The sequence below is a fragment of the Psychrosphaera sp. F3M07 genome (genome assembly GCF_018860345.1).
Classification (GTDB): Bacteria; Pseudomonadota; Gammaproteobacteria; order Enterobacterales; family Alteromonadaceae; genus Psychrosphaera; species Psychrosphaera aquimarina.
The window spans coordinates 215582-236485 of sequence record NZ_JAHKPJ010000012.1; the positions used below are offsets into that span (position 1 = coordinate 215582).

Annotated in this window: 13 protein-coding genes; 2 read left to right on the forward strand and 11 right to left on the reverse strand. The window is 36.8% G+C overall.

Annotation, left to right across the window (positions count from 1 at the left end):
* Positions 1-7: 7 nt before the first annotated feature.
* The 4 genes from KO505_RS06015 to KO505_RS06030 form a co-directional block, all read right to left on the reverse strand.
* Positions 8-331 (reverse strand): hypothetical protein, encoded by a 324-nt coding sequence (locus KO505_RS06015; RefSeq protein ID WP_216054544.1) that lies wholly within the window; start codon positions 329-331, stop codon positions 8-10.
* Between the two features lie 95 nt (positions 332-426).
* A complete protein-coding gene (locus tag KO505_RS06020) occupies positions 427-2541 on the reverse strand; it encodes a methyl-accepting chemotaxis protein (RefSeq protein WP_216054545.1) in 2115 nt (704 codons plus the stop codon).
* A gap of 125 nt (positions 2542-2666) precedes the next feature.
* Positions 2667-3602 (reverse strand): diguanylate cyclase, encoded by a 936-nt coding sequence (locus KO505_RS17565; RefSeq protein WP_371819960.1) that lies wholly within the window; start codon positions 3600-3602, stop codon positions 2667-2669.
* Between the two features lies 1 nt (position 3603).
* A complete protein-coding gene (locus KO505_RS06030; protein WP_216054546.1) occupies positions 3604-8079 on the reverse strand; it encodes a response regulator in 4476 nt (1491 codons plus the stop codon).
* A 153-nt stretch (positions 8080-8232) separates the two neighbouring features.
* Here KO505_RS06030 and KO505_RS06035 point away from each other — a divergent pair, with 153 nt between their 5' ends.
* The gene (locus tag KO505_RS06035; RefSeq protein ID WP_216054547.1) at positions 8233-10362 is read left to right on the forward strand and encodes an EAL domain-containing protein; all 2130 of its coding nucleotides are present in this window, start codon (positions 8233-8235) and stop codon (positions 10360-10362) included.
* 2 nt (positions 10363-10364) lie between these two features.
* Positions 10365-13484 carry an ATP-binding protein gene (locus tag KO505_RS06040; RefSeq protein ID WP_216054548.1) on the forward strand — a complete coding sequence of 1040 codons (3120 nt, stop codon included), beginning with the start codon at positions 10365-10367 and terminating at the stop codon, positions 13482-13484.
* A 33-nt stretch (positions 13485-13517) separates the two neighbouring features.
* Here KO505_RS06040 and KO505_RS06045 read toward each other — a convergent pair whose 3' ends face one another.
* The 7 genes from KO505_RS06045 to KO505_RS06075 all read right to left on the reverse strand — a co-directional run bounded on the left by KO505_RS06045 (position 13518) and on the right by KO505_RS06075 (position 20876).
* Positions 13518-14831: a tetratricopeptide repeat protein gene (locus KO505_RS06045; protein WP_216054549.1), complete on the reverse strand. Its 1314-nt coding sequence runs from the start codon at positions 14829-14831 to the stop codon at positions 13518-13520.
* A 55-nt stretch (positions 14832-14886) separates the two neighbouring features.
* The gene (locus KO505_RS06050) at positions 14887-15432 is read right to left on the reverse strand and encodes an energy transducer TonB (RefSeq protein WP_216054581.1); all 546 of its coding nucleotides are present in this window, start codon (positions 15430-15432) and stop codon (positions 14887-14889) included.
* 107 nt (positions 15433-15539) lie between these two features.
* Complete coding sequence (locus KO505_RS06055; RefSeq protein WP_216054550.1) at positions 15540-15953, reverse strand: biopolymer transporter ExbD; 414 nt, start codon at positions 15951-15953, stop codon at positions 15540-15542.
* Positions 15954-15989: 36 nt separating this feature from the next.
* Positions 15990-16523, reverse strand: a complete 534-nt coding sequence (locus tag KO505_RS06060) for a MotA/TolQ/ExbB proton channel family protein (RefSeq protein ID WP_216054551.1) — start codon at positions 16521-16523, stop codon at positions 15990-15992.
* 10 nt (positions 16524-16533) lie between these two features.
* Complete coding sequence (locus tag KO505_RS06065) at positions 16534-17964, reverse strand: MotA/TolQ/ExbB proton channel family protein (RefSeq protein ID WP_252731660.1); 1431 nt, start codon at positions 17962-17964, stop codon at positions 16534-16536.
* A gap of 35 nt (positions 17965-17999) precedes the next feature.
* Positions 18000-18794: a DUF3450 domain-containing protein gene (locus tag KO505_RS06070; protein ID WP_216054552.1), complete on the reverse strand. Its 795-nt coding sequence runs from the start codon at positions 18792-18794 to the stop codon at positions 18000-18002.
* A gap of 138 nt (positions 18795-18932) precedes the next feature.
* Positions 18933-20876 carry a methyl-accepting chemotaxis protein gene (locus KO505_RS06075; RefSeq protein ID WP_216054553.1) on the reverse strand — a complete coding sequence of 648 codons (1944 nt, stop codon included), beginning with the start codon at positions 20874-20876 and terminating at the stop codon, positions 18933-18935.
* Between the last annotated feature and the right edge of the window lie 28 nt (positions 20877-20904).

The window sequence follows — 20904 nt, forward strand, 5'->3', positions numbered from 1 at the left end:
TTAAAAACTATCTGAAGTTAGATATATAAACTAGAAAAACTCCAAACAATAAGGAAGCTACACCGGCAAGCCTAAATACAGGTTTAAATTTAATTGCTGACCAACGAGCAAACTGACGATGTTTGTTTCCACCTAATAAAATTAAACCAAAACTTACTGCTAAAAGTAAACAACCAACACTGAGAAAAAGCATTGGATAAACTATCTGAGCATGCAAATAAATTAATATTCCGCCAACTATAAACCGGCTTATTACCTCAAACCAATGAAAGTAATTTTTTTCGCTGAAATTGATGATGGCATTTGACCAAAATTGTGGATTAGTGATCATAACAAGACTTAACAATATCGTTATTAGGCCTAGCGCCGTAATGATAAACATTTACGACTTCCACATAGAATTGAATTGTAGGCCCTTAAGTCTGGTTAACACTTAAGGCGGCTCAGTTGATTTTCAATATTCTCCACTAGCTCTTTTGAATCTCGGCTGTTATCTTGTAACTCTTGACCCAACACAGCTAAACCCTTGCTACTGTCTGATACAGACACTAATCTAGAATTAATATCTTCAGCTACATGACTTTGTTGTTCGGCAGCAGTTGCGACTTGTTCTGAACTCTCATTTATCTTCCTAATACTTTCCATGGTTTCTGATAAACGCTCAAAACTAACACTGGTTTTTTCAACTGTATTCGCAACCGTTACTTTAATGCTATCTAATGTATCAACCGCTTTATTTACATCAATTTGCAAATTACCTATTAAGTCACTTATATCTTGAGTAGAGGTTTGAGTACGAGCCGCTAGACTTCTCACCTCGTCGGCAACTACAGCAAATCCTCGGCCTTGTTCACCCGCACGAGCGGCTTCAATGGCTGCATTTAACGCCAACAAGTTAGTTTGTTCTGCAATCGAACGTATGGTCTCAACTATGCTTGTTATATCTGAGCTACGTGAAGCTACTTTAGAAACTTGTTCACTTGTCATTGTCATTGTTTGCTCTAACTGCTGCACTTCACTTACATTCTCTTGGAGAGTTTCTTGTGTTGCATGAAGTAACTCATTTGCAGTGCTACCACCTTGCGCGGTTACTGCCGCCAGTTGTGCAACTTCGCTTGCAGCAGCAGCCATTTCTGTCATAGCTGTTGCTATATTATCTAAGTCGTACTGTTGATCATGCGTATCTTTTTCTACACTTTGGGCAATTTTTTCTAACCGAGTAAATTTACCAACCAGCTCATTTGAGTAGCCTTTAGACGCACCTATCATTTCGGCTAACTTAATAATAAATTTATTAAAACCATTCGCCAATAAAATCAGTTCTTTATGACTTTCAATAGTTACTGTTTGAGTTAAATCACCTTCACGTTCAGCTAACTTTTGAATAGAATTTGACACTAATTCTATTGGTGAAGTGATCGATTTAGCTAACCACATCGAAAACAACATTGCGCCAATTAAGAATACGATTGAAGAAATGACCAATCTTGTAATAACTGCAGCTAAGCTATCCTGTGCATGACTTAACATCGAATTAATAGACGCAAGCGCCACACTTTCTGGAACAGAAACTATTAATGTCCATTCAACTTTAGCTTCTGGAATAATAACTGGAACTTTTACATGCCAATAATCTTGATTAATAATCGTATCATTGTCGCTAGTTAAAATACGTTTAAGCTCTTCACTTACTTTTAATGCATTTTTAGACAACTCATTTGCGTATTTGTTAGAAGCCACCAGCAACTTTCTTTGACTCACCAACGTAATCGAAGTATTACCGCCAAATAAGCTTTTTGCTTGCTCTGTGATCCATTTTTGAACAACAGGCAAATTAATATCAACCCCCACTAAGCCTCTAAACGTTCCGTTTGTCACAACAGGAGCAGCCAATGTGGTCATTAACTCTTCCTTACCTGGCTCAATTTCATATAAGTAAGGGTCTAATGCACAAGGTTTTAACGTATCTTTACTACATAAATACCACTCAGCTTCTCGAATGCCATTTTCATCTTTATTATCTAAGTATTTTTCATTAGCATCTTCGGTTGGATAAAATACAATTTGCCCATCTTCACGTATCCAGTAGGTTTCAATTGTGCCTGCTGGACTGGAATGATTTAACGAACCCAAATATTCAGAATCCCTATTATCATAACCGTTAGCTTCAAATTGGGCATAAATAGAACTGATCGTGGGGCTTGAATTTAATGCGAACCTCCCCATATCTCTCACTAATTCGCGACTAAGTGGAGTGTTTGGTATTGCTGTATTGGATAAAGTTTCGGCAAACATTAATGCAGGAGCAAAACTTTGAGTTAACAATTTACTAACTCGCTCACCGGCAAGTTCACCTGCATCTTTCATTGATTTAATGACAGACGATTTTAGTTCTACTTTGGTGCTATTGATCTGCTCATCAGAAAATGAAGACAAGCTCATTGCCGACAAAATGCCAAAAACTAAAGCGCATAACATGACAATAAATACAAATAAAACACTTACTTTGCGTTTGATAGAAGCTTGTTTACCGAGCAACATTAAATATTGTTCCTTCTCTTTCGTATAAGATTTTATCGACCTTCAACATAATTAACTTTAGAACAATATTCCTCAAGTACAGGTTAATTTAATACATTTATATTTTGTCTTGGCTAACCTACTACTTATACTAATTGTGGGTGTTTACACATATTACGTCCGCTTTGTTTTGCATGACTTAAGTATTTTTCAGCATCATCTAACAAAGTGACTATGTTTTTCTGTGCAGTGAACACAGTGGAAATGCCAATACTAACCGTTAAAAATTTAACACTAGATTTAGGGTGTGCAATTTGCTCAGCCAAAACCGCTCGGCGTATCTTTTCACCTACAGAAATAGCACCAATCAGTTCAGTATTAGGTAAGATAACGGCAAAAATTCCTCCGCCTAAACGAGCGACAAAATCGCTAGGTCGCATAAGTGTATCTTGAATGCGAACCGCCACTTGTTTAAGTGAAATATCACCACGGATATGGCCATAAACCTCATTAAACAATTTAAAATTATCAATATCGACGAGAAGTAATGCTGAATCTTGTTTTTCACGATTACTGCTGTTTTCTAACTTAGTGATATGTTCTTCAAAATAACGCCGATTATAGACTTTAGTCAGATAATCAATAAACACTAAGCCGCTTAACATATCCCTCTGATACTTGAGAGTAAGGTGGGCTTTAACTCTATTTTTTAACGTGCTTGGATTAATTGGTTTGTTAATAAAATCTACGCCTCCGTTTTCCCAACAAGCCTCTTCTTCATCTTGCTGTTCACACGAAGTGACGAATATGATTGGGATTTCAGCGGTAGATAATCGTTGTTTTAAAATCACACACGTTTCGATCCCTGACATGTAAGGCATAACAACATCTAACAGGATTAAATCCGGTGGGTTTTTATTACATAACTCTATGGCTTGATCACCACTTGTTGCTGCGACAATTTTATACTCACTCGATAATATCTTATCTACTATCTTTATGTTAATAGGTTGGTCATCGACCACTAAAATAGTTGAATTAGCTAAGTTTAATTCAGTTTCTACGTCAATTTTATTTATCACACTACTCTTCCATTAATAGCTTTTTTAACGCATCTAAATGCAATTTAGCCTCATTAAATTGTAACTTATTCAAACATGCAACTAACTTTTCACTAAGTGGTTTAGAAATGGATTTTAACGGTTCTTCTATTTTATGATAAGTATCAATTGCATTAAGGTTGAACTCTAAAACATCTTCATACAAACTGGAAAATACGTCTTCAAAATTAACCGTCAATTTTGATTTGTCAGACTCTTTATTTGGCAACAATAAATGTAATAACCCTTGCACGTCATCGGCCGTTTGTTTCATCAACTGATACACGTTTGCAAATTGTGATTTCGACAGTTTGTCATCACTTTCAAAGACTTTTTGTTCAATCTGATGTTCTATTTCTTTTGTTAATTCACTAAGTTGTTTAAAACCTAAACTTTCTGAGGTACTTTTCAACGTGTGAAAAAGTATAAACTCATCCTGCTCTATTCGCTTATTAACAGATGCACTTAACTTGATTAACTCAACATTAAGGTCATCTAGAAATAACACTAATGAACGTTTGTATAAGTCATTTAAATAATTAAACCTTGCTAAGCTATTTTCAATATCTATGTTTTTATTAACACAGTATTCAATTGCTTCATCAGTTAGACAGTCTTGTAATTTTTTATTGGCTATTGCCACACTGGTTAAAGTATTCGCACCGGACGTAGCCGCTAGGATAATTTCAACGACTTTATTAATTTGAAAAGGTTTAGCTATATGACCATCCATCCCTGCTTCAAAACACAACGCAATATCCTTATCTGAAACATTCGCTGTCATCGCATAAATAGGCAAGGTTAAATACTGTTCATGCGCTCTAATACGTCGTGTGGTTTCATATCCATCCAAATCCGGCATTTGGATATCCATTAAGATAAAATCAAACGTATGGTTATTTAATTCTTCTAAAGCTATCAATCCACCACTTGCTACGACAACTATAGCACCTTGACTCTCTAATAGAGTTTTAGCGATTAATTGATTGGCTGGATTATCTTCGACCACTAAAATTCGTTTATTAAATAACGACTTCTCCTTTTTTGTTACTTTTTGAATTTGAACATTATGCTGAGAAGCGCTGACTGCATCGGTAATCGCTTCAACTAACATAGTTCGGGTTACCGGTTTAGAAATAAACCCATTTAACAATGATTTTGATTCCGCCGCTTTTTCCGCTAACCGTTGTCGACTTAATGCAGATACCATGATCACCAATGGGATATTGCCAGCTGGCGTGATTGCCCTTATTTTTTCAGCCAATTGCCAACCATCTACATCAGGCATTTTCCAGTCAACTAAAACTAGGTCAAACGCTTTATTATTGTCTATCGCTTGCTGGAATAACCTTAATCCATCTTCCGCATTCGAAGCGACAGATGCTTGCCATCCGAGTAACTTAATTGTGTTACCTAACACATTTAAGGCCGTAATATTGTCGTCGACCAAGAGTACATTCAGCGACTTATTAATGCTAACGGGTATTAGACTATTTGGTGAGTCGACTTCCACTAAATCGATGTTAAAACTAAATGTGGAGCCAACGCCTTTTTTACTGACGACGGTCAACTCGCCACCCATTAAATTTACAAATTGATGGGCTATTGATAAACCGACACCCAAACCACCATAGTGACGAGCACTAGAATCATCAGACTGAGAAAATAACTCAAAAATTTTCGCCAATTTTTCTGGCTCGATACCTATGCCAGAATCGGTAATGGAGAATAATAAGGTTACCTTATTATCTTCTAAACGCTCTACACTAATTCGAATGATGACCTCACCTTCTAAACTAAATTTAACTGCGTTCGCGGCTATATTTAGGATAACTTGGCGTAATTTTTTCTCATCGCCAAGCAAAATTAAAGGTACATCGGCATCCATGTCAAAGTGAACTTCTAAAGGTTTATCGCCAATCAAGTTGGATAAGTGGAAACCTATATCGTCTAACACTTCATCAAATACAAATTCTGTCTTTTCTAATGTTAATAACCCACGCTCCGCATCACTCAAATCCATAATGTCATCGATGATGTAAGTTAAATGTTTCATGGATTGTTTAGCACCATCAACACTAGTGCGTTGTATGTCAGTTAGTACGGTCAATTCCAACATTTGTAACATGCCATTGGCAATATTAAGTGGGGTTCTTAACTCATGGCTCATTTTTGATATGAAGGTCGATTTGGACTTACTCGCGGCATCTACATTAGATAAGGCCGTTTTTAATTTCGTTTCTTCAATCAACCTAAGCGAAATATTCTTACCCGCTAAATAATAAAATACATCATCATCTATCATCAATTTACAGCAAGAGATAAGCATAGGTATAGTTTGACCGTTACCTTGTTGATATGAACGCTCTAAACTGATCCTGTTATTAACGTCTATATTATTTTTAAGGGCTTCCCAAGATTCATCTTCTTTATAAATGATAATTTCATTGATTGATTGATATTGAATAGAAGTGTTTGTATAACCTAATTGGATATTTGCATAGTTATTTAAATGAACAATATGCCCTTGCGGATCTAACCATAACAGGACATCTTGAGAATTATCTAAGGCACTATTTATCAAAGAGACGTGGCGTTTTAACGACAGAGTTTCGCGAATATCTTCAGCTAAAAATACATAACCACTTTCTTTGCCAAACTCATCTAAAATAGTTGTGGTGGTCAATTCAATAGGAACATCTAAATCAATATTATGATTACAAAATGTGACCAACGTTGAAGCGTTATCTTCCAATAACTTGGCAACCCATTCTGAAAAATTGGAATGTTCATCGTTATCGAAGAAGGTAGATTGTATTAGTTCAATAATATTTAAACAGTCTACAGTGTCTTTTTCATTGAGTTTTAACAAATCCTGTGCACTTCGATTTATCAACGAAATTACGCCGTCCATATTGGTAGCAATAATTGCTGTTTGACTGCTATTTAAAACACTACTTTGAAACTGAGATCTGCGTATTACCTCACCCGATTTAACCGTCACCTGTTGTTCTAACAATTCATTTTTTATTTTTAAGTCGTTTTGTAATTGAATAAGTTTGGTGATATCACTGATACTCACCGTCGCCCCTAAAAACGAACCGTTTTTCATTAAAGGAATTAAACTTATTTGTAATTGTTTTGTTGTTTCACTTTCGGCGTTTTTAACAAAAAAAGGTAAGTTTAAAATAGATTCACCACGACTCACTTGTTTAAAGTAACTGACTAATTCTGACTGTTTTATGTATGGCTTTAACCACTCCAACAAGGTCTCAGATTTTGTCTTTTCAAGGTGTTGAAACTTGTTAAATAAGTCTTCTGCAGCGTGATTCCAATGTAAGACTAAAAAGTCTTTATCAACTGCGATTATTGACTCTCTGGTATTTTCAACAACTGCTGCATAACTTAATTTACGAGTGATTGACTCAAACCGTTTGGATAACGTGCGGCCAATAAAAAACACAAAAATCGACAAAAGTAATGAGATAAGTATGATTTGATTACGAATTAACTGTGGAGGAGTGAGCTCTAAAGAATCAATATAATTTATGGTTGGAGATAATGTGATTAGCCATTTTCTACCAAAGACATCTAAGCTGTTGGTTAATTTAAATCGTTTGTTAATTTCTGAGTCTGTCTCAGAATTATAAAAGTTGGTTTCTTGTTTTAAATATACATCTGAAATACTAATTTGAAAGTTAGCATTTAAGCTAGATACAGAATCTAAAATTTCACTAATTAATAAAGGAGAATACACCCAAGCGATAAAATCACTTTTTTCGTTTACGTTCGCCTCTCGGGCATTTTGAATTGGCAACAATAATAAAAAGCCATGTTTAACTTTACTATCTGCTTGCACTAACGTTATAGGGCCGGTCAACTGAGTTGTGTTAGAGATCGCAGCTTTTATCGCTGCCATTCGTCTGTTATGTTCAGAGCCAATATCCAAACCTATTGCTTGGAGATTGTCTTTCTCCGGTTCTATATATTGAATTATGAATAATGGGTCTTGTGGATTATCTAATTGTTTTAATTCAAACTTTCCATCTCTATCTTTTGCTGCATTTTTCAAAAATGAGGCAAGTTCGTCTTGTTCCACCTTTTTAATAACACCAAAACCTCTGGATCCTGGGAATTCATTTTTATAATCTCGACTGCGAAAGTATTCCTGATGGTGTTTATGAGTAAAGTCTTCTAACTTGACCGTATTGATAGTGCCTCGTAATCCATGCAAGGCCTGCTCGTACTTACTCAATTCAGATAGGATATCTGCAGAAACTGCAGCCAACTCTTTATTTATTTGTTCATTAATTTTGGATTTATTCTGGCTTACAGTGTTCTTTTCAGACGAAACCGCAACATATAACCCACTCAAGAAAATAATGATGGAAACGACAAAAAATCTAACAAGTAAAGGGTTAATAGACGTCGTTACCCCGGTTAATTTCCCTTGGCTCATTTGTAATTAGTCCTTTGATTTTAAAAATGAAAAATTTAAATTAATCATAGTCAAATAAATAAAATAGGCTATGATTAATTTTAAATAATTGTTCTTAATTAAATGGTTTTTGCATGTTTTGCTTAACTAAGGTTACTCACGGAAGGTGTAGCAATGTTTAAATCGCCTCAATACTTAGAAACTCAGAAAATATTAATCATCGATGATTCCCTGCAAAACGTCCTGTTTTTGCAAAATTCTTTATCCGATTTAGCCGACATTCATTTTTCGTTAAGTGGGATAGAAGGCTTAGCCATGGCTAATAAAATGAGTCCTGATATCATTATTTTAGATATTGCTATGCCAGAAATGGATGGATGGCAAGTCTGTAAAGAACTCAAAAGCAACCCAGTTACACTGGCTATCCCAATCATATTTATCACTGGTGTTGATCAGCCAGATGCTGAAGAGTTAGCATTAGCTCAAGGCGCTATTGATTTCATTACCAAACCTTTTGATCCTAAAATTTGCCACTTGAGGGTGAAAAATCAGTTAAAACTAGTCTCACAATCAAAGATATTACAACATGCTGAACAAGCCTTGTTTTATGAGAAAGAAAGACTACGAATTACTCTAGAGTCCATAGGTGATGCCGTTATAGCGACAGATACTAAAGGCTATATAACCTTTATGAATCCAATTGCAGAAAGAATGACAGGTTGGCACTTTAAGAAAGATTCACATATCAAAATTGAAGAGGTCATGTTACTTCGTGATTCAAATTCAAAAGAACCGTTATTAAACCCTATTTATATCGCGTTAAGTGAGAAACGTATAGCTGGAATGGCACTCAATAGTGAGTTACTTTCGCACACGCTTAATGTTTACTCGGTTGAGGACTCCGCGGCACCTATCAATAATGCAGCGGGTGAAACAATTGGCGCTATTATCGTTTTCCATGATGTAAGTGAAGCGACGGCGCTGGCACTAAAAATGAGTCATTTGGCAAATTATGACCAACTTACCGATCTTCCGAATAGTATTTTGTTACAAGACCGTTTAACCGTCGCCATACAAAACGCACAAAGAAAAAGAGAAAAAGTCGCCGTATTATTGTTAGGGATTGAAAATTTTAAATACTTAAATGAATCCATTGGACACCAATTATGTGACCTACTGATCTGTCAGATTGCCGATAGAATTAAATTTTTATTACCCCCATCTTATACTTTAGCTCGCAATAGCAGCGATGAATTTGTGATTTTAATGGATGAAATTAATACTATCGAACCAGCATTAAGCTTAGCATCCAAATTAGTTTCTGTTATGCATCAATCGTATACTTTGGAAAACACGCCTTATAACGTATCAGTATGTGTTGGCGTCAGTGTATTTCCTGATGACGCCGTTGATACCGAAGAGTTAATTAGGCATGCCGATGTTGCTATGTACAGCGCTAAAAAAGAAGGTCGCAATCACTTCTGCTTTTTCTCTGGTAAATTAGAAGAAGGTTTATTGCAACGCCATGCACTTGAATTGAAACTGCGTCACGCTATTACTAATGATGAATTAGTTGTTGTCTATCAACCCAAGTTTAATTTACATACCAAAGCTATCGTTGGTGCTGAAGCGTTAGTGAGGATGGTCGATGAAAGTGGCAATTTTATCTCCCCTATTGATTTTATACCAATTGCTGAAGAATCAAATTTAATTGGCGCGTTGGGCAATCAAGTTTTACTAAAAGCGTGTACCGAAGCCGCTAAGTGGCTTGCTTCGGGCACGCCAATTTGTGTTTCAGTTAACATTGCAGCCACTCAATTCACCGGCTCTGAACTTGAGAGTGTAATTACCGATGTGTTAAGTACATCGCAATTACCTCCACAATACTTAGAATTAGAAATAACCGAAACTTCATTAATGGGTGACATTAATGAAACTCAAGCGAAGCTGGTTATACTAAAAAACTTAGGGATTAACATTTCCATTGATGATTTTGGCACTGGATATTCAAGCCTGTCTTATTTAAAAACATTTGATGTCGATACCATGAAAGTGGATATGTCGTTTGTTAAAGATATGTTAAACAATAAACACGATTATGAAATAGTTAAAACCATCATCTCTTTAGGCCATTCTTTATCACTTGATGTTGTCGCTGAAGGTGTTGAAACTGAAGAACAAGTTACCGCCTTAACCGATTTAGGTTGTTCTAAAGGTCAAGGTTATTTATACAGTAGACCTTTATCCTCTGACGATTTTTTAGCATTTTTAAAAACCTCTGTTCAGCAAACAAGTGAGCATTAGTTATGTCCCAAGCAGTCAATGTTTCAATAAGTAAATACAACAAATTATTACCGCTAACTATTGGTGGCTTTGCTTTAATTTGTATAATTATTTACGCCATATATGGTCACTTAGCCAAGCAAGAAATAAAAGCCGATTTGCTGCATGAGTTAGAGATTAAAACAGAGTCTACTCATGACTTTTTAAACAAGCGCTTTATTGAAAATAAAGCCATGTTACATTTTTTATTCTCTACCCCACCAGTTCAAGGAATTACTCGAGCAATAAATAATCAGGGTATCGACCCATTTGACGGCACTACGACCAAACAATGGAAAAACAGATTAGAAACTATTTTTTCAGCTTTTATCACTAACAATCCAGAAATTAGACAAATTAGATACATTACAAAACTGAATTCAGGAAGAGAGCTCGTTCGAGTAGAACGGCAAGATAATAAAGTTGTCATTTTATCTGATGGTTTATTACAAAATAAGCAGGAAACTGATTATTATAAAGCCATTGAACAATTACATATCAACGAAGATTACATTTCGGATATCACATTAAACCGTGAATATGGGATCATTGAAGATCCCATTTGGCCTACCTACCGAGTCGCCAGACCTATTTTCGACGAAGAGTATCAATTTTTTGGTTTTCTAATATTAAACATAGATGCCACATCGCTGTTAGCTCAATTACAACATGAATATTCCAAATCAGACTTTAACTTATATTTATTAAATACTGACGGTTACTTTGTTAGCGCCAAAAACGAGGCGATGACCTTTGGATTTGAACTAGATAACCATGATGCAACTTGGTCAAAACTAACCAATACAACCAAATTAATTAACGACGAAACAATCCACGAAGTGCTTTTCAACCAAAAGCCATACTATATGTATGGAAAAAATGTACGACTGTCCCTTCGCGACTTTCGAAGTTTAAATATAGTTGGAGCAGTGGCAGAAAATAACATAAACCAAATTTGGCAAGATCAACGTGAATTTGTTTTGATTATCATCAGTTCACTATTTGTTTTGTTTTTTATACTTGCAGTATTTTACCAAAGGTATATTAATAAAATCTTACGTTTATACGATAATCAATCCCGCTATGAAGCTATCATTTCAGGCTCATCTGATGCGATAATTAACATTGACTTAACTGGAAAAATTTTAAGTTGGAATGAGTCAGCCACTTACTTATTTGGTTTAAATTCAGACATGGCTCTGACTAAAGGTATTAACCAAGTCATAGGTGTCACTGAAAAGAAGTACTTAATTTCAAAAAAACAATTGAGTGAAGTAATAAGCAAAAAACAACCCGCATTGTATGAGGTAATAAATACGTCCGATGAAGCAGAACCAATATATTATTCGGTGAGTTTGTCACCAGTATTCCCACATGACTCCGAATCAGCGAGTTCCGTAGCAGCGATAATTAGAGACATCACAGAATCTAAAACCAATGAACTGAAGATCCTTAATCATAACGAATCACTAGAAGTTGAAGTTCAACAACGCACCAAACAATTAGAAATTGCCACTAAAGAAGCGGTCAATGCCAACCAATCTAAAAGTGCTTTTGTTGCCAATATTAGCCACGAGATACGTACACCATTAAATGGCATAGCAGGTATGTTAGAGTTAATAAGCAATGACCCTTTGTCAGCCAAACAAATAAATTATGTAAAGTTAGCCAAAAGCAGCATTACTAATTTAACCGTACTGATTAATGACTTGTTAAACTTATCTAAAATTGAGTCTGGGAAATTAGATATAGAATTAGATGAGTTTAATATCATCCAAACAATCAGTTCTGTAATAGAAACCATGTCCATCAAGTGCAAAGAAAAGAATATTGATTTACGTTTTGATTGGCGTGATGTGAAACACGAGTATTTAGTCAGTGACGATTACAGAATTAAACAAGTGTTAATCAATTTAATCGGTAATGCGATTAAGTTTACTTCTGATGAAGGCACAATTCTGGTCTCTGCTCATACCCAGTTAAATGATCAAAACCCTGAACTTGTAGAATGTATTATCAATGTTAAAGATAACGGCATAGGGATGAGTAAAGCTCAACAAAACAAGTTATTTCAACCATTTACACAAGCAACGGCAAGTACAGATAAACAATATGGTGGAACGGGTTTAGGCTTATCTATCTCGAAAAAATTAACTAAGCTACTCGGCGGCACTATCAGCGTTAAAAGTGAAGAAAACGTGGGCAGCACGTTTACCTTTTCAATTCAATCAAAATTACTTTCAAAACGAACAAGCCCATTATCAAGTGCAAAATTGTTAGGTAAGAAAATTATATTGATCAGTAACAGTTCAACACCTTATGACGCCCTTTTAAGCCAACTTAAAAACTGGCAAGCTGAAGTGTATTTACTAAATAAACGACAAGCTGAGGAACATATTCATAACGCAACGGCACCTGATTTAATGCTGGTTGATAGTGAAGTTTTTAATACACATATTGAAGATTACTCTCAATTTTGTGAGTCAGAAAACAACTGTAAATTAATCATATTACAAAACCCTACATCACCATTTGATTCAAATGTAACCGACGTGCACTTTGAAATAGCAGAAAGCCCAATTTTGCCATATCAGTTTGCCAATATTGTTGATTCCATTTTTACCCATGAAATCACAAAGGCACCAACCGTTAAAAGCAATAAAAAAATAAATGTGACTAACCAACATTCGGTACTGATAGTTGATGATAATGAGATTAACAGAATTGTCGCAGCAGGGTTGTTAGAGTCTCTTCCTATAGAAATAACTTCAGCAGCAAATGGTCAAGAAGCGATAGATTTATTAAATAACTCAGATAACAAATTCGACCTTATTTTAATGGATTGCCAAATGCCTGTATTAGACGGCTTTCAAGCGACTGAATTAATAAGAAAAGGACAAGCTGGCTCTGATAACTCATCTATAGTGATCATTGCGATGACAGCCGGCGCAATGGCTGGAGATAAGGATGCGTGTATTCAAGCAGGAATGGATGATTTTATTATGAAGCCTTTGGAAGTAACTGGCTTTCGAAATACCGTTTCTAACTGGTTAAAAAAACCAGTAGTTAATCCAGACTCAGTGGATATCAACAAAAAAACCTAGAGTTCTTCTAGGTTTTTTTATTGAACTAGTGACCTATTTTAAAGCAGCGAGTTGTTTAATATTTTGCTGTTCTTGTTCAACAAACTTTAACCACTGTGTAGCCATACGTTGAGAACTCGGGATTTCTTTCGCCGATTTAAACGCTTCAAGTGCTGAATCAAGTTGTTTAAGGTTCACGTTAGCCATACCTAATGCCAAATATGCATTACCACTATTGTTCAGTTTGCCTCTCGTGATTGCTTGTTCTGCATGTTTAATTACCAACTCAGATTTACCTTGTTGTAAATATATCTCAGCTATATTTACATCTGCATTTCCGTCATCGGTTATACTGGCCAATTGATTAAGCACCGCAATTGCTTTGTCCGCTTCTTTGGCTCCCTGCCAAGACTGGGCTAAAAACTTTAAGTTCTTAGCATTTTTTTCTATTATTTTTTGCTCTATACCTTGGCTCAATACCTTAGCCGCTTTATAAGGTAATCCATTAAAATAATATATTTGCGATAAAGTCATCAACTCTGATTTTTGCGTCACATAACCTTGTTGGTAAGCCGCTTCCATTACCGCGAGCTGTTTATCTTCTTGCTCTAATTCGCCATACATACCTGCAAGTTGCAGCCAATATTCCGGTTTATTAAACAAGCGCACCATTTGCTCTAAAATTGCAGTAACTTTTTTATTATCTTTTAACTCAAAATACACAGCACGTTGCAAGATATACCAAGTTTCTTCCGCTTCAGTTTCTTGCTCCGCAGCTTGCGTGATAACGCTTTCAATATATTTAGCAGCATTTTTATAATCTTTTGATTGATATGATGCTTGCGCTCTTAATACATTATTATTTATTGGCGCTAATCCTTGGTTAACTTCATCCCATCGGTCTAAAAATGAAATGGTTTTACCGTAATTCCCACTTGCCATTGACAACTGCGCTAACGAAAACAACGTGCCCTTTTCCAATGATTCTGGAATGGGATCTTGTGCCACTACTTGTTCAAACTCCGCAATCGCTTGTTCGGTTTTGCCCGCGTTGTAATAAATAAATCCGTAAAAGTTATGCAACATGGCTCGCTCATAACTGTTAAGACTAGAAGACTTAGATTTAACTTGGTCTAAGATATCTAACCCTGCTTGCATGTCACCGGCATCAGCAACCTCTTGAGCCCTAGCTAGTTGGCTGTAAACTCTTGCCCCTAACGCTGGCGTGCGTTTACGTTTTTTCTCAACTTTATTTGTGTCTTCAGATGCCTGTACATAAGACATGTCAATACCAGGCAATACACTGAACAAGCTCGAGGTTAACGTAATGGCACACGCTAATGTGGTACGTATAAACAATACTTTCATGATTAATCCTAACTACTTTTAACCTAATACTTTATTAATAAGAAATAGCGCGTGGTTATTTGGCCATTTCAAATGTAATACGGTTTTGCACACCGGATACTTCCGTAGCGGCACCGTTCACCACTCTCGGTTTATATTTAAATTTAAGTGCTGCATCCATTGCCGCCCTGTCAAATAAACCTTCTGGATTGGCTTCGATAACCACTGGATTTTTCACAGCTCCAGTTTTATCAACCATAAATTCGACAATCACATACCCTTCAATACCACGCTGTAACGCACGACGTGGATAAACCGGTGCAACTTTTACAATTGGCAAATACTCACCATCACTGACATCTAGTGCTAAGCCATTGCCGATTGACGTATTGGCATTTACATTCGCACTAAAATCAAAACCTGAAGTGTTCGCACTTACTGCATCTGATGCCAACTGAGGCTGAGTCATTTGCGGTGGTGGCTCCTGTGGTTTTGGTGGCTTTTTCGGTTTACGTTCTTTTTTCTGTACCGTTTCATCTTGTTTTAAACGGATGAAATCTAGTACATTACCTTTAGCTGGGTCAGTTAACGCTGATCCACTGGTTTTGATCAACGCTTGCATGCCATATAACAAACCAAGCGTTACCGTACCTGCGAGTGCTAAAGCGATGATGTATCTTTGAAAAACTGGATATTTCTGTTCAGCTAAATTCACAATTATACGCCTTTTTAATTACCATCATCTGCAGCAATTGATACGTCAAAGACACCTGCCGCACGCGACGCATCCATCACTTTAATTAAGGTATCTGTGGTTGATTTTTTATCCGCTTGAATAACGACTGAACCTTGTGGGTTCTCCGCTTTTAAACGTTCAACATTTGCTTGTACCGCACGAATATCCACACGACGTTTATTGATCCAAATCTCACCTTTATCCGATATTGCAATTAAGATACTGGCACGTTCTTTTTTAACCGCCGTTGCTGCTTCTGGACGATTAACATCGATACCCGCTTCTTTCACAAATGAAGCGGTAACGATAAAAAATATAAGCATGATAAATACAACGTCTAACATTGGCGTTAAGTTGATCTCTTCTTGCTCTTCTTCTTGTAATAAACTTGCTAATGGCGCTCTCATAATCTGTTCTCTTATTCTCTGATTAGGCTGGTCAAATTAATGTTGAATATCTAACACTAACTTATCTTCTAATAATTCAATTTCACGTTTTGATTTACGTTGTAACCATGAATTAGCAAATACTCCTGACAATGCGCCAACCATGCCGGCCATCGTTGGTATCGTTGCTTTAGACACTCCACTGGCCATTGAACGAGCATTACCACTTCCACTGATTGCCATAACATCAAATACTTCTATCATTCCCGTTACGGTTCCTAACAGTCCCATTAAAGGACACAGAGCCACTAACGTCGTGATTAGGGTTAAGTTCTTGTTTAAGCGCATTTGCGCTCTTGCTACAAAGGCTTGACGTATTTGCTCTGCATTCCAAGACATTCTTTCTGTTCTGGCTTGCCAATTTTTTATTAGTGCCGCGCTTACTTCTTTGTGGCCGTTTAGAGCGTATAAAATACGCTCCAATATCAACAACCACATTAAGAAAATCATAATGGCAATGGCCGTGAGAACAACACCACCGGTGTCCATGAACTCACGTATGGCCTCTATGGTTTCAGTGAATAAAACCATGTTATTCCCCTTAAGCTACTTGGTTGTTTTTGCTAGCTACTTTCATATTTTGGCGACGCTCTAATTGTTGCTCAGAACGTTCCGCAATAATGCCTGCACTTTGCTCTTGTAAGATAAGCATGATGTTTTTACTACGCGTATTTAACATGCTTGAAAGTACCACTGTTGGTATCGCTACCACTAAACCTAGTACCGTTGTCATTAATGCCGTTGAGATGCCTCCAGCCATTAATTTAGGGTCACCTGTACCAAACAAGGTGATTGCTTGGAACGTATTGATCATGCCCGTTACCGTACCTAAAAGACCCAGTAGAGGAGCTATCACAGACACAATCTTGATTAGTGTTAGGTTTTTAGTAATCAGTGGCATTTCACGAAGAATCGATTCGCTTAATTTAAGTTCAAGGGTTTCATAAGCTACGTCAGGGTATTGCTGATTTACTTTTAATACTCGTCCTAGTGGGTTGTTTTCGTTAGGTTCAACTTCTTTTAATTGGCGTTTTACTTTATGGTTTATGCGTGCAAGTGATACAAAACGTTCTAATGCAATTAAGAAAGCAATCAAACCAACTGCGATGATGATGTAGCCAACCGTGCCACCTTGGTCGATACGTTCTTCAATATTTGGCGCTTGTACTAATAGGCTTAAAATTGAACCGCCTGTTGGGTCTAGAGCAAAAGGGACTACTTGATCTGTACTTGCTTGTAAATTTGCCGCACTGTCGTTAAAACGAGAAGCTGGCTGACGTACTAATTCAGATAAGGTTCCTGTCGTCGGATTTAGTTCTAAGTACTGACCTTGTGATACCAACGCAAATGCACCAACTCGTACGATTTCTTTGTTTACTTTATTACCATTGGCTTCAACAACATCCGCTTTAAATTTTACCACTTTACCTTGTTCAGTCATTTCACGTTGCAGTTCAAACCACACCGTTTCAATTTGCTCAATAGACGCCAGTTTAGAACTGCCACCCATGCTTTGCGCTAATTGTTCAAAAAACACATCACGACCAGGAAACTGAGCCGATACGTTTGAAGTTTGCATTTTACCTTTAGCATCACCAGACACTTGCTGTAAAACACCAAACAACTCTTTTAACGAGCCCATTCTTTTATTTAATGCTTCTGATAAATCCGCTAATTGGAATTCGTTTTGTTCAAATTTAGTTTCTAATGTTTCAGACAATTTAAGTGCGTTATCGCGCGTTGTGGTTGCCTGCTTTAACATGTTGTCTTGTTCAGCACGTTGACGTAAAAACGCTTGCTCACGAGTTTTATTTTCTTGATTTTGCTGTGTTTTACCGTTTTGTAATTGCGCTAACAATTGGTCTAAATCAAGTGGTTTTTTCTCGTCTGCTGCAAAACTTGGCATTGCAGTAGTTAAAACTAATAATAGTGAAGCCGATGTGGTTACTAGGCTTTTCATTAATGCATTCATCTTTGTTACCTTAAATTCAATATTCTTATTAGCCGTTAAAGCCCGGTGTTAGCAGAAACCAAAACTGGTGCAGGGATTGGCAATGTTAATAAGTCTGGTGCCAATTGTTTTTTCGCCATACGTAAGCCTTTAGTAATGTGCATACGATAATCAGGGCTTAGTGCTTGAAATGACTTTTGTTCGTTATCCCAACGACCAATTAATGAGCCGTCACGACTTAAATACATAAGTGCTACACGACCAATACGTAAAAAGTCGACGTCGCGTTCTTGGCCATCTAACTCCAATAAACCTGAGTAAGCTTCGATACTGCGGCCATAATCAACTTCAACTTGGTAAGCTTCCATCACACGTCTGAATTTTTCAGATACTGCAATGTCGGCTTTATCCATCATGGTTTTTAGTGACGTTAAACGTTCTTGACGTTCTGTAGGTAAAAATGGCACATCAAGCGCAACAAAACTTTCTAAGCCATCAATCATGCGTAACATTAACGGCGTGATTTGACGCTCAATCACCGACACTTGATCTATGTCTTTATTAAGCTGTTCCATCTCTTCAATTTGGCTATTGATTTGTTTTTGAATCTGGCCGTTATAAATATCTAAACCTGCCGTTTCTTTTTCCATCGCTCTAAATTGCATTAACTTTTCTTGGACTTGCTCTGCAATTTTGTCGATTTTCTGTTGCGAACTGGCCGCTGAATTGGTTATTTCTGAACTTGCTGAAATTACTTTTTGAATCGCAGCTGAATGTACAGGTAAAGCGCTAACGCCCATAAGTACAGTGGCAACCGCAGTTGATAATGCTTTTTTAGATATAGTTTTCATGTATTCACCCCATAAGTTAATGAGGTGATAGTAGAGGATGAATGTGACAATACCGTTTCGGTTAAATGTCAGTTTAATGACAATGTAATAATTGTTTAAATTAGACTTATTAATGGGCGATTAATAAGTCTAATTGGGTTATTTAATGGTAAAGGTTTGTGAAATTAGTTGGCCCTGTTCTGCCACAGAACCTTGAACGGTAATCGCCTGTTGGCGAGCATTTTCCACCATAATATCAACTTGTTGCATTAGGCTAGCGAAGGTCTCAAAATCACTTTGTTGCTCCTTCGCACACTGCATGGTTTGCAAAGACACATCTGATGATTTTACCGCTTTTTGTTCTACCAAGTTGGTTGTATCAATTAACGCGGTAGCGAGCACGGTTTGTTGCTCAGCCGCAGATGAAATCTGACTGATATTTGATTGTAATAATCCACTAAAATTATTTAACTGATCCAGTATTTGGCTAGTATCAAACAAAGAATCCTGAGTTTTAATTGCCAGCTTACGTACTTCGTCAGCCACAACTGCAAAACCTCGGCCATGCACTCCTGCCCTTGCTGATTCAATTGCAGCATTTAATGCTAACAAGTTAGTTTGATCAGCAATCGCCTTTAATACATCCATCACTTGTTGAACTTTATCTACGCTAGTGACCAACTCTTCTAAGGTGCCACTGCTTAAGTTAATTTTATTGACCGTTTCCAGATTAGCTTGCTGCATTCGGTTTGCACCTTCACGCCCAGAAACCATAGCTTGTACTGTTTGATTGGCATTTTCTTGTACTTCACCCGCTAAAGTATTTAGCTGCTGATTTATTTGTGACAAATTAGATAATACATCTTGTGCTTGTTGCACTTGTTGCTGGGTATTAACTGTCGCATTTGAGATCTGTTGTGTTTCATCTTCTAACGAGTTTAACGCCTGAGAAACTATGTTCATTTGTTGCGACTTTTTATCATTGTCGCGTTCAGCGTTATCTAATAATTGATTAAAAAATCGAGCGATCTCACCAAACTCGGTACTGGCTTTATCATCAATACGTTCAATAGAACCTGCCGTTACTAAATTATGGAACGCGTCACGTAAATATCGTAATGGCGTTAACACCAACCTATACATCACTAAGTAATTCATCGCTGAACCAATTAAGAACAATACCAACATAGAGGCTATAATCACCGCCACCTGTGAATACGTTTGATCTCGACTTTCAAAAACCGCCTGTTCAACGTCATTGGCTAATAACTCTAAACGGTCAATGTCTTGTTTTATTTCAGCAAGGGACGCCGTTTGTTGTTCGATGATGATTGTTGTGTTGGCTAATTCTTTTGGATAACGGTTTAATAAACTTTGCAGTTCAGATATTAAGTCTTCGCCTTTATCTGTTTTTTCTTCCTCTTCATCCATAAACAAACCAAAGTCATCTTCATCCGTTTCTGCAAACACACCTAGTAGCGGCAAAGATTCTATTTTAGCAGCTAGCTCCTTAGTGTCAGATAATATGTTCATCAAGCTTTGTTTTGTTGACTCTGACTGAGCACGCATAAAGCTCTGACGTGTATTGGTCAGATCGTATAATTGATATAGGAGTTTTGAAGCGTGACTTAAATATTGTTTAGCGGCAAATTCATTATTAGTGGCCCCTTCTTCCGCATAACTCACTAAACTGTCAATGCTATCTAATAAGTTACGTTCAGCGTTTTCTAATAACGCTTGTTCATTACCACTTAATTTACCCAAAGCTCGGTATTTACCCGACATTTTTAGTTTGAGGCTTTTGAGTTCATCATTGAGGTTTGAGCTAATTTGTTTGTCTATATTAGCTTCAGCCAACGCATTAAGAATATTATCTACTTGTGTTTCAGCATCACTTAATTTTAATGCATTCCCTGTGACTAGATAACTTTGTACATCTCGGTAAAGTTTAACCGTAATAGCGTGATAGATGGTTCTGTATTTTGCATAAACTCGATCGGAGTCGGTTAGTTTGATATTGGCCCATACCGTGGAAAGTGTCATCAATACGACTGCAGCTAAAATCCCTATCGAGGTAACTTTAACTAAACTTGAAATTCTCATCGTCCATTAATCTTAAGTTGTTTCTAAG

Bases quoted from the DNA above. Each gene is read 5' to 3' on its own strand.
- KO505_RS06050 (WP_216054581.1), bottom strand. From the start codon at position 15,432: ATGCAAGCGTTGATCAAAACCAGTGGATCAGCGTTAACTGACCCAGCT.
- KO505_RS06045 (WP_216054549.1), bottom strand. From the start codon at position 14,831: ATGAAAGTATTGTTTATACGTACCACATTAGCGTGTGCCATTACGTTA.
- KO505_RS06065 (WP_252731660.1), bottom strand. From the start codon at position 17,964: ATGAATGCATTAATGAAAAGCCTAGTAACCACATCGGCTTCACTATTA.
- KO505_RS06040 (WP_216054548.1), top strand. From the start codon at position 10,365: ATGTCCCAAGCAGTCAATGTTTCAATAAGTAAATACAACAAATTATTA.
- KO505_RS06060 (WP_216054551.1), bottom strand. From the start codon at position 16,523: ATGGTTTTATTCACTGAAACCATAGAGGCCATACGTGAGTTCATGGAC.
- KO505_RS06015 (WP_216054544.1), bottom strand. From the start codon at position 331: ATGATCACTAATCCACAATTTTGGTCAAATGCCATCATCAATTTCAGC.
- KO505_RS06035 (WP_216054547.1), top strand. From the start codon at position 8,233: ATGTTTAAATCGCCTCAATACTTAGAAACTCAGAAAATATTAATCATC.
- KO505_RS06030 (WP_216054546.1), bottom strand. From the start codon at position 8,079: ATGAGCCAAGGGAAATTAACCGGGGTAACGACGTCTATTAACCCTTTA.
- KO505_RS06070 (WP_216054552.1), bottom strand. From the start codon at position 18,794: ATGAAAACTATATCTAAAAAAGCATTATCAACTGCGGTTGCCACTGTA.
- KO505_RS06075 (WP_216054553.1), bottom strand. From the start codon at position 20,876: ATGAGAATTTCAAGTTTAGTTAAAGTTACCTCGATAGGGATTTTAGCT.
- KO505_RS06055 (WP_216054550.1), bottom strand. From the start codon at position 15,953: ATGAGAGCGCCATTAGCAAGTTTATTACAAGAAGAAGAGCAAGAAGAG.
- KO505_RS06020 (WP_216054545.1), bottom strand. From the start codon at position 2,541: ATGTTGCTCGGTAAACAAGCTTCTATCAAACGCAAAGTAAGTGTTTTA.